The sequence below is a fragment of the Nostoc favosum CHAB5714 genome (assembly GCF_020829495.1).
Lineage (GTDB): Bacteria > Cyanobacteriota > Cyanobacteriia > Cyanobacteriales > Nostocaceae > Nostoc > Nostoc favosum.
Map to the genome: position 1 here is coordinate 1 of NZ_JAIVFQ010000155.1, position 10,426 is coordinate 10,426.

Below are 10,426 nucleotides of genomic sequence, written 5' to 3' on the forward strand. Positions count from 1 at the left end.
GGCCGAATTGTTCGCCCGGCTGGAGCGCGCCAAGCTGCCCATCTCCCCTGCCGCACAAGCCGTGCTGACCGAGTCCCTAATCCGCCAAGGGGCCTTGGACGAGGCATGGTCCTTCTATGCGGCTACGCACCCCGGGACCGACCGCAGCACGTCGCGCGACCCGCGTTTCGCCAACGACCAGGGCAGCCGCTCTTCGTTAGATTGGCAATTGTTCAGCGTCGGCGGCGTCTCGACCACGCTTGAACGCGAAGACGGCGGCAATGTGCTTGCTTTTTCAGTCTCTCCGATGGGCGGTGGCCTGATTGTTCGCCAGATGCAGCTGCTTCCGCCGGGCCGCTATGTCCTGCACGGCACAAGCGGCAAGATTGACGCGCCCGAGATGTGGCGCCCATATTGGGAGCTCAGCTGCCAGAATGGGCGCGGGCTCGGTCGGTTCCCGCTCCAGAACGCGGGTGAGGAGGGCGGCCCTTTCGTCGGCCGTTTCGATGTTCCGGCAAGCTGTCCCGTGCAGTATCTGTCGCTGGTTGCTCGTCCCCACGAGCTGGGAAGCAGTCTGCACGGAACGATTTATGAGGCGCGGTTATCGCGAGCGCAATAGGTTCCGCCTTTCCCCGAACACGGGTTTTTGTCGAATTGGATGTCTGATGCGTATCCGCCTTCTCCTCTGCGGCCTAAGCCTTCTTGCCTTCGCCGCTGCCGCGTCGGCTCAAATGGTCCGTTCGCACACTTCGACCGTGGGCCAAACCGGCAAGCGCCAGTCTGGTGGAGAAGCGGCGGAGACCTTGCACCCGATGATCCGGATCGACAATCGCGTCCGAACTAGGATCGATACGCGCATTCGCAGCCGCATCGTTTACGGCGTCGAAGCGCAGACCAACGCGCTAGCGCCGCTTGAGAAAGCGGCAAGGGACGTGCAGCGCCAGCCCTTGCGGCCCGATCGTTGAGCGGCCGCGCTCGATAGTTATGGCAGCGGCAATTTCGGAACTCGACGTTGATTATGACCAGCACGGTTTTCCGTCATCTTGTGCGGGGCTGCTGTTGCGCGACTTTGGCACCTGCCCAAGCCCGCACGCGAAGCAGCTCTTGAAGCTGGTCACCGAGCCGACGATGCTGCAAGCCACGGCGGGGAGAGCAGTGCCTACTGCCGGGATCGTCGCACCGATAATCGTCGCGGACGCGGCCCAAACGCGATCGAAACGCAGCTGCAGGCCGTCGCCGCGCCCTCCAAGCGCCCATCCTAGAGCTCATTGAAGCGACGAATAGCGCCCGCGTTGCGCTGGCTGCCCCGGCCGCTCCCCTGCTGCTGGTCATGCCGAGCAATTCGGCGTCACGCCGACGCGGGGCCGCCCGCTCGATCGCGCCGCGCTGCGGTCGAGCGGGCCGGGCACGTCCCAGGCCCCTTCGGGACGGATCAGTTCGTAGGGGGAGCACGCGAGTCCGACGGGCTGGGGCGACGCGCTGATCTCCCCGATCATCTCGACGTAATCGACGTCGGAAAAGCGGAACGTCGGGCGATCCTCGACCACGCGAAACCCGAAGCGCGACCAGAAGGCGACGAGGTCGTGCCGGGCGTGGCCGTACATCGTCCGGAACCCCTTGGTACGGGCATAGTCGATCGCCGCGCGGACGAGCTTGAAGGCGAGGCTCGACTTGCGGAACTCGGGTCGCACCGCCAGCCGTTCGAGCTTCACGAAATCGCCGAAGAAGCGCACGCGGATGCAGCCCGCCGGTTCCCCGTCGATTTCGCCGAGCAGATGCGCCCCGCAGAAGTCGTTGCCGTCGAATTCCTCGTCATACGGACACGACTGGTCGGCGATGAAGGTTGCCGAGCGGATCGCGAAAACTTTCATCGTGTCCTCGATCGTCCGCGCGATGCGCGTACGCACCTGCCCGGGCCTCACTGCCGCCGCCGGGGTCGCGCGGACCGGCTGGGCATGCGCGGGAAACACGACCAGCACGTCCGGTTCGATGCCGGGGAAGAAGTCGACGGCCTGCACAAAGCCGATCGATTCGAACAGGCGCGCGGCGGACGGGGTCGCCGCGCGGGTGAACATGGTCACGCCGCCCGGAACGACCTCCTCGAAATGAGCGGTCATCGCCGCGACGGCGGCGACGAATTGCCCGGGCGCATAGGCGCACCAGATGAACGCTGCCACCGGCCGTTCCCCGGCCCGGCACAGGAGCGCGGTGTCGGGATCGCGCGGTTGGAAGCCGCCGTCGAGCATGGCGGCATAGCCGCGGGCATTGAGCGGAAGGTAAGCGACGAACCCCAGTTCCCCGCCGTCGTCGCGCTCTGCCAAGCGCAGGACTTCGGGATTATGGGCCAGGACCCGAAGCAGCGCTGCGTCGTCGGCGGTGCCGTCGATCGTGCGGCGCAGCTTGGCGGCCAGATCGCAGGCCTCCGCCGCCGTCACGGAACGGGACATCCCCCTCGACCGATGGTCGCGGGACTTGACCAAGTCTTCAAAGCGTTGCGTAAAGCCTGCCGCCTTGTAACTGGCGGATGCGGCTGACGCGGGGTTGTGATGCAACATTGGTTCGCCTGCACTCTTGATGACAACGATCTGCCCGGAGGGAAATTGGATGGTGACGGGCCAGATCGATTTAGAGCGGTCCGCGCCGATGGTGCGCTCAAAAGCTCCTCCGTTTCGGAGACGACCTTCGCTTGAGCGGCTAGCCTGGGACAATCTTCGCCTGCTCCTCGCCGTCGCGGACTCGGGCAGCTTTCGCGCGGCCGCCATCGCCGCGGGGATCGCGCTCAACACGCTCAGAAGCAAAGTCGACCGTCTCGAAGCGCAGTTTGGGACGCCCCTACTGGTGCGAAGCGTCGAAGGCGTGCGCCTGACGCAGGAGGGCCATGAGCTCGTCGCGATCGCGCGGCAGATGCAGGCGGTCGGCAACAGCGCCAACCGCGTGCAGCGCCCTGCCGGGGATCGCGCCGCCACCCGGGTCAGGATCACCGTCACCGAAGGGCTCGGCACCTATTGGCTCGTCCCGCGACTGATCGAGCTGCGCGCGCGTGTGCCCGAGCTGGCGATCGACCTGCATTGCGATATGGCGCCTCCTGGGGTGCTGTTCCGCGATACCGACATCGCGATCCAGCTGGTGCGCCCGCCCGGGCCGGGGCTGTTCTCGGAACGCGTCGCGTCGCTTCACGTCATGCCCTTCGCGTCGGAGGCGTATCTGGCACGCCGGGGCGTGCCCACCTCTCTCGCCGACGCGGCGCAGCACGAATTCGTGCTGCAGGAGGCCGAACAGGTGGCGGCGGCCCCGCTCTCCTTCCTGCCTGCCGACACGCCTTCGGCCGTCGCACTCAGGACCAACACCTCTTCCGCGCACTATCTGGCGGTGTTGCAGGGGGCAGGCATCGGCTTCCTGCCGACCTATGCGCGCGCCCTGTCGCGGTCGCCGCAACCGATCGATATCGGCGCGCGCATTCAGCGCGACGTCTTCCTCGTACGTCACCCCGACGCGGTCCGCAGTCCTGCGGTCAAGGAGACGCTCGTCTGGCTGAAGGCGGCGTTCGACGGCACGCGCTACCCCTGGTTCGCGGACCGGTTCATGCACCCCGACGAGTTCGAATCGCGTCTGCTGCCCGAGGATCGCGAACGGTTCCCCGGATTTTGCACGCCCTGATCGCACCATGACGGACCGATCCTGATCGAACCCGCGCCCGTCCTGCTTGCCGGGGCCGCCGGATTTGCCGGCGGCGCGATGAATGCGCTGGCCGGCGGCGGGACCTTTGCGACAATGCCCGCACTCATCGCGCTCGGCCTGCCGTCACCCATCGCCAACGCGACGAGCAACGTCGCGCTGCAGCCCGGTGCCCTTGCCGCCGCCTGGGGCTTTCGCAAGGGCCTGGAGCCGGTCGGACCGCTCCCCGTCGGCACGCTCGCGGGCATTACTTTCGTCGCGGCGCTCGGCGGAAGCGCTCTCCTCGTCCTCACTCCGACGCCGGTGTTCGACCGGATCATTCCCTGGCTGCTGCTGATCGCCTTTATCGCCATCGCGCTCGGCAAGCGGGCGTCCGATTGGCTGGGCAAGCGCGTGACGATCGGAACCCCGGCACTGGTCGTAGTTCAGGCGCTGCTCGGCGCCTATGGCGGCTATTTCGGCGGAGGCGTCGGCATCATGACGACGGCCGCCTATGGCCTGCTGGCCGGCATGGCGCCGCACCGGGTCATGGCCTCGCGCACGCTGATGCTGGGCGTCGCGAACACGGCGGCGGCGATCGTCTTCATCGGGTTCGGCATGGTGCGCTGGGCGCTGTGCCTGCCGATGCTTGCCGGTGCCATCGTCGGCGGCTGGACGGGCGCGAAGCTCGGCAACCGGTTGCCGCCAACCGCGATCCGCGGGTGGACGCTCGCACTCACGGCCGCGACCACGATCGCCTTTTTCGTCAGGGCCTATCGATGATCGCGATCCCGGGCACGCGGAGCCGATGGACGGACCGCGACGGCGCGGCTCAGTGGGCGACTCCGCCCGCGGCCAGGACGGCCAACGTGACGAGTTCGCTCGCGGTCGCACCCATGGTCGCGATCTGGACCGGCTTTTCCATGCCGATCAGCATCGGACCGATGACCGAGTCGCCCCCCAGTTCGCGCAGCAGCTTCGCCGAGAGGTTCGCGGACTGCAGCCCCGGCATGATCAGCACGTTGGCCGGTCCCGACAGTCGGCTGAACGGGTAGCTCGCGGCGACCTTGGGATTGAGCGCGACGTCGGGGGCCATTTCCCCTTCGAACTCGAATCCCACGCCGCGCGCCTCGAGCGCGGTGACCGCATCGCGCAGATTGGTGAGAAACGACCCCTGCGGGTTGCCGAAGGTCGAATAGCTGAGGAACGCCACGCGCGGTTCATGGCCCATCGCGCGCGCGACCGCCGCCGTTCCCTCGGCGATGTCGGCCAGCTGCTCGGCGGTCGGGCGTTCGTTGACGGTCGTATCGGCCATGAAGATGGTGTGCGACTGACCGACGAGGACATGCACGCCGAAGGGGATGCGCCCCTCGGCCGGGTCGATCACGCGGCGCACCTCGCGCATCGATTGCGCGTAGGTCCGCGTCGTACCCGTGATCATCGCATCGGCCTCACCCATCTTGAGCATCAGCGCGGCGAACACGTTGCGGTCCTGGTTGACCATCCGTTCGACTTCGCGACGCAGATAGCCGCGGCGCTGCAGCCGGTCGTACAGCCGGTCGACCATGGCGGGGACGAGCGGGGAATTGCGGCTGTTGTGGACCTCGAACGTCTCGGGCTTGTCGACGCCCAGCGCCGACAGCCGCTCATGCACGTCGTCGCGGCCGACCAGGACGGGAATGCCATAGCCGCCCTCGCGAAACATGATCGCCGCCCGCAGGACGACTTCCTCTTCCCCTTCGGCGAAGACGACACGCTTGGGCCGCGCCTTGGCTCCTTCATAGGCGAGGCTGAGCACCGAGGTCGTCGGATTGAGCCGCGCGCGAAGCGACTGACGATAGGCGTCCATGTCGAGGATCGGACGCGTGGCGACGCCCGAATCCATCGCCGCCTGGGCAACGGCGGCGGGAACGACCTCCAGCAGGCGGGGGTCGAACGGCGCGGGGATGATGTAATCGCGCCCGAAATTGGACACCCGCCCGCCATAGGCGGCCGCCACCTCCTCCGGCACCTGCTGGCGGGCGAGTTCGGCGATGGCATGGGCGGCCGCGATCTTCATCGCCTCGTTGATCGCGGTCGCCCGCACGTCGAGCGCGCCACGGAAGATGAAGGGGAAGCCGAGGACGTTGTTGACCTGGTTGGGATAATCGGAGCGTCCCGTGGCGATGATCGAATCGGGGCGGGCCGCACGCGCCTCGGGCGGGGAGATTTCCGGGTCGGGATTGGCCATCGCGAAAATGATCGGTGCCCGCGCCATCCGGGCGAGATAGGCGGGCTTCAGCGCGCCTTTGGCCGAGAGGCCCAGGAAGACGTCGGCCCCGTCGAGCGCGTCCTCCAGGCTCCGCCGGTCCGTGGCGACGGCATGCGCCGACTTCCACTGATCCATGCCGTGCGTGCGTCCTTGGTAGATGACGCCTGCGCGATCGCACATGACGACGCTGTCGTGCGGCACGCCCATGGCCTTGATGAGTTCGGTGCAGGCGATCGCCGCCGCGCCCGCGCCGTTCACCACCACCTTGACGTCGCGCAGAGTGCGCCCGGTCAGCATGATCGCGTTGATCAGTCCGGCAGCGGTGATGATCGCGGTCCCGTGCTGGTCGTCGTGCATGACCGGGATCTTCATGCGTTCCTTGAGCGCCGCCTCGATCATGAAGCACTCGGGCGCCTTGATGTCTTCGAGGTTGATGCCGCCGAAGCTGGGTTCGAGAAGCGCGACGGCGTCGACGAAGCGGTCGGGGTCTTCGGTCGCGACCTCGATATCGATCGAATCGACATCGGCAAAGCGTTTGAACAGAACCGCCTTGCCCTCCATGACGGGTTTTGCGGCAAGCGCGCCGAGATTGCCGAGTCCCAAGATCGCGGTGCCGTTCGAGATCACCGCGACGAGATTGCCCTTGGCGGTATAGTCGTAGGCGGCGGCGGGATCGTCGGCGATCGCGCGCACGGGCACGGCGACGCCGGGCGAATAGGCGAGGCTCAGGTCGCGCTGCGTCGCCATCGGTTTGGACGCGACGATCTCGAGCTTGCCCGGCCGTCCGTGCGAATGGAACAGCAGGGCCTCGCGTTCGGAGAACTGGACGTTGGCTTCGTCTGACATGGCCTCTCCCCTTGGCGCGTCGGCATCCCCTAGCGTAACGCATCCGCGGATGTCGAACGCCCCCACGCCCATGATGGTGCAGTATCTCGCGCTCAAGGCCGAAGCGCCCGATTGCCTGCTGTTCTACCGGATGGGCGACTTCTTCGAACTGTTCTTCGAAGACGCCAAGGCGGCGAGCGCGGTGCTCGACATCGCCCTGACCGCGCGCGGCGAACACGACGGCGCGCGCGTGCCGATGTGCGGCGTCCCCGTCCACGCCGCCGACGCCTATCTCGCGCGGCTGATCAAGGCCGGGCACCGCGTCGCCATCGCCGAGCAGGTCGAAAGCCCCGCGCAAGCCAAGACACGCGGCGGCAGCAAGGCGCTCGTCGCGCGCGCGATCGTGCGGGTGGTGACCGCGGGCACGCTGACCGAGGACGTCCTGCTCGACGCCAAGAAGGCGAACTGGCTGGTTGCGCTGTTCGAGAAGGACGAAGAAACCGGGCTGGCGGCCGCGGACGTATCGACAGGCGTGTTCGAGCTTTGCACCCTGACCCCGGCCGAGGTCGAGACCGCCGTCGCGCGCTACGGCCCCAGCGAAGTCCTTCGTGCTCCTCCACGAGCAGCCGTACGAGCGGCCCCGGCCCCTGCCTTTGCCGCGGCCCAAGTCGTCGAACGCGACATGGCCACCTTCGATGCCGCGCGCGGCGAGGCGCGGCTGAAGGCCCTGCACGGGGTCGCGACGCTCGACGGCTTTGGCGCATTCTCCAGCGCCGAGCTTGCCGCGGCGGCCGGGCTGCTCGCCTATCTCGATCACGCGGGCAAGGGCAAACTGCCCTTCCTCGGCCCGCCGGTGCGCCGCGTCGAGAGCGCGCACATGGCGATCGACGCCGCGACGCGCGAGAGCCTCGAGCTGACGCAAGCGGTCGGCGGCGGGCGCAGAGGCAGCCTGCTCGATTGCATCGACAGGACGGTGACGGGCGCGGGCGCGCGGCTGCTGGCGGCCGACCTGTCCGCGCCGCTGACGTCGCGCGAGGAAATCGATCTGCGCCTCGACCTCGTCGCCTATTGGGCCGACGACGCGGCCGCGCGCGAGGGCCTGCGCGCGACGTTGCGGAGCCTGCCCGACGTCGCGCGCGCGCTTGCGCGGCTCTCCGCCGGCCGCGGCGGCCCGCGCGATCTGGGGGCGTTGCGTGACGGCCTGGCGCGCGCCTGGCACTTGCGCGAGACGCTGGCGGGCGCGACCGATGCTCCCAAGCTGCTCGAACGCCTGCTGCCGCCGCTCGGCGGGCATGGCGCGCTGATCGACAAGCTGACGCGCGCGCTGGTCGCGGAGCCGCCGGTCGACGCAGACGATGGCGGCTATATCGCCGCGGGCTACGACGCCGCGCTTGACGACCTGCGCGACGCGGGCGGGGTGGGGCGGCGCGAACTGGCCGCGCTCGAGGCACGCTACAAGGCGGCGACCGGGATCGCCGCGCTCAAGATCCGGCACAACGGCGTGCTCGGCTATCACATCGAGGTTCCCGCGCGCGCCGCGGACCCGCTGATGGCGCTCGGATCGGGCTTCACGCACCGTCAGACGCTCGCGGGGGTCGTCCGCTTCGCGGCACCCGAGCTGCATGACGTCGCGCTGAAAATCACCCAGGCGGGGACGCACGCGCTGGCCGCGGAGGCCGCGCATCTGGAAGAGCTGACCGCGCTGGCGCTGGCGTCGGCCGCCGCGATCTCGGCTACCGCGGCGGCGCTTGCCAGGCTCGACGTCGCGAGCGCCAACGCGCAAGGGGCGGTCGAGCACGACTGGCGGCGGCCCGCGATCGTCGATCGGCGCTGTTTCGACGTGCGCGGCGGGCGCCACCCGGTCGTGGAGGCGGCCGCCGCCCAAGGGGGCAGCCGGTTCGTCGCCAACGACTGCGCGCTCGACGAGGACGACCGGCTGTGGCTGGTCACCGGCCCCAACATGGGCGGCAAGTCGACCTTTCTGCGGCAGAACGCGCTGATCGCCGTCCTGGCCCAGGCGGGCTGCTTCGTGCCCGCAGAAGAGGCGACGCTGGGCCTTGTCGACCGGCTGTTCAGCCGCGTCGGCGCGTCCGACAATCTGGCGCGCGGACGCTCGACATTCATGGTCGAGATGGTCGAGACCGCCGCGATCCTCGCGCAGGCGACCGAGCGCAGCTTCGTCATCCTCGACGAAGTCGGGCGGGGCACGTCGACCTACGACGGCCTCGCGATCGCCTGGGCGGTGATCGAGGCGGTGCATGAGGTCAACCGCTGCCGCTGCCTGTTCGCCACCCATTACCACGAGCTGACGCGGCTGGCCGAAACGCTTCCCGCGCTATCGCTCCACCACGTCCGTGCGCGCGAATACAAGGGCGAGCTCGTGCTGTTGCACGAGCTCGCCCGCGGGGCCGCCGATCGCAGCTATGGCATCGCCGTTGCGCGGCTGGCGGGTCTGCCGCCCACCGTGCTGCAGCGGGCGAAGGCGGTGCTTGCCAAGCTGGAGGCCGGGCGCGCGGCGACCGGCGGCCTGGCGGCGGGCCTCGACGACCTGCCGCTGTTTTCGGCGCTGATCGCGGAACCGGTGCAGGATCCGCTCCGCACCGCGCTCGACGCCATCCAACCCGACCGGCTCAGCCCCCGCGAAGCGCTCGACGCGCTCTACGCCCTCAAGGCGATCGAGCGATAGCGCCATAGGCGCGCATGCGCTGCAGGTAGCGCGCCAGGACGTCGATCTCCAGATTGACCTCGCGGCCGGGCACGAGGCTGGACAAGGTGGTCGCCGTCCAGCTGTGCGGAATGACGTTCACCTCGAACCGGGTCCCCCCCGTTCCGTCGCCATCGTGGACGGCGTTGACCGTCAGCGAGACGCCGTCGAGGCAGATCGAGCCCTTGGGTGCCAGATAGGGAGCGATCGCGTCGGGCACGCCGACGCCAATGCGATGCGACGCGCCGTCGGCGTCGACGCTCAGGACCGTGCCCACCCCATCGACGTGTCCCGTCACGATATGCCCGCCCAGTTCGTCGCCGACCTTGAGCGCGCGTTCGAGGTTGAGCCGGGATCCCTCGTCCCACAGGCCGCGCGCGGTTCTCAAGAGGCTTTCGCGCGAAAGGTCGACCGCGAACCAGTCCGCGCCCTTGTCGACGACCGTCAGGCAGGTCCCCGAGCAGGCGATCGACGCGCCCGTCATGACGTCGTCCAGATCGTAGGCGCAGCGCACCACGATCCGTCGGTCGCCCCTGTCGCGGCTTTCGACGACGGTGCCGATGTCGGTGACGATGCCGGTGAACATCCCTTACTCCCTTACGCGCCGGTAGATCGAGAGGCGGTCGCTGCCAAGGAGGCGACTGTCGGCGAGCCGCCAGCGGCCGTGCGCGGCCGACAGGTCCGCCAGCCCGATATCGCCAAGAGTCATGCCGCCGCCGATGACGATGGGCGCCTGGTAGATGACGAGCGTGTCGACGAGGTCGGCCGCGAGGAACGCCGCCGCGGTCGCCATTCCGCCTTCGACGAGCAGCCAATTGCCCGCGACCGCGCCGACGTCCTGCGGCGAAGCGATCCGTGTCCAGCCGTCGCCCGGCACCGCAGTCGCCGAGAGCAGAACGCGCGGCGGCGACCGGTCCTCAAGGCCCGGCAGGCGCACGTCCAGCCCCGGCGCATCGGCCTGCAACGTGCCGCGCCCGACAAGGATGGCATCGCTGCGCGCGCGCAGGACATGG

The 10,426-nt window shown here is 68.8% G+C and carries 9 protein-coding genes; 5 read left to right on the plus strand and 4 right to left on the minus strand.

Going from position 1 to position 10,426, the window contains the following annotated elements; genetic code table 11:
* Both LC586_RS43660 and LC586_RS43665 read left to right on the plus strand, forming a co-directional pair.
* On the plus strand, positions 1 to 598 hold a 598-nt coding region (locus LC586_RS43660), incomplete at its 5' end, for a hypothetical protein (protein WP_229490845.1).
* A gap of 46 nt (positions 599 to 644) precedes the next feature.
* Entirely contained in the window at positions 645 to 944 is a 300-nt protein-coding gene (locus LC586_RS43665; RefSeq protein WP_229490846.1) for a hypothetical protein, read from the plus strand.
* Positions 945 to 1,307: 363 nt separating this feature from the next.
* Here LC586_RS43665 and LC586_RS43670 read toward each other — a convergent pair whose 3' ends face one another.
* On the minus strand, positions 1,308 to 2,534 hold the full coding sequence (locus LC586_RS43670) for a GNAT family N-acetyltransferase (RefSeq protein WP_229490848.1): 1,227 nt from the start codon (positions 2,532 to 2,534) through the stop codon (positions 1,308 to 1,310).
* Positions 2,535 to 2,583: 49 nt separating this feature from the next.
* Here LC586_RS43670 and LC586_RS43675 point away from each other — a divergent pair, with 49 nt between their 5' ends.
* Complete coding sequence (locus LC586_RS43675) at positions 2,584 to 3,636, plus strand: LysR family transcriptional regulator (protein ID WP_229490850.1); 1,053 nt, start codon at positions 2,584 to 2,586, stop codon at positions 3,634 to 3,636.
* Positions 3,637 to 3,678: 42 nt separating this feature from the next.
* A complete protein-coding gene (locus tag LC586_RS43680; RefSeq protein ID WP_267921801.1) occupies positions 3,679 to 4,416 on the plus strand; it encodes a sulfite exporter TauE/SafE family protein in 738 nt (245 codons plus the stop codon).
* Positions 4,417 to 4,465: 49 nt separating this feature from the next.
* On the opposite strand, the gene LC586_RS43685 is transcribed toward LC586_RS43680, so the two are convergent.
* Positions 4,466 to 6,730, minus strand: a complete 2,265-nt coding sequence (locus tag LC586_RS43685; protein WP_229490854.1) for an NADP-dependent malic enzyme — start codon at positions 6,728 to 6,730, stop codon at positions 4,466 to 4,468.
* A 49-nt stretch (positions 6,731 to 6,779) separates the two neighbouring features.
* On the opposite strand from LC586_RS43685, the gene mutS reads away from it, so the two are divergent.
* On the plus strand, positions 6,780 to 9,395 hold the full coding sequence (gene mutS, locus LC586_RS43690) for a DNA mismatch repair protein MutS (RefSeq protein ID WP_229490855.1): 2,616 nt from the start codon (positions 6,780 to 6,782) through the stop codon (positions 9,393 to 9,395).
* Here mutS and LC586_RS43695 read toward each other — a convergent pair.
* Positions 9,376 to 9,999, minus strand: a complete 624-nt coding sequence (locus tag LC586_RS43695) for a riboflavin synthase (protein ID WP_229490857.1) — start codon at positions 9,997 to 9,999, stop codon at positions 9,376 to 9,378. The genes mutS and LC586_RS43695 overlap by 20 nt on opposite strands.
* Positions 10,000 to 10,002: 3 nt before the next feature.
* On the minus strand, positions 10,003 to 10,426 hold a 424-nt coding region (locus tag LC586_RS43700; RefSeq protein WP_229490859.1), incomplete at its 5' end, for a dihydrofolate reductase family protein.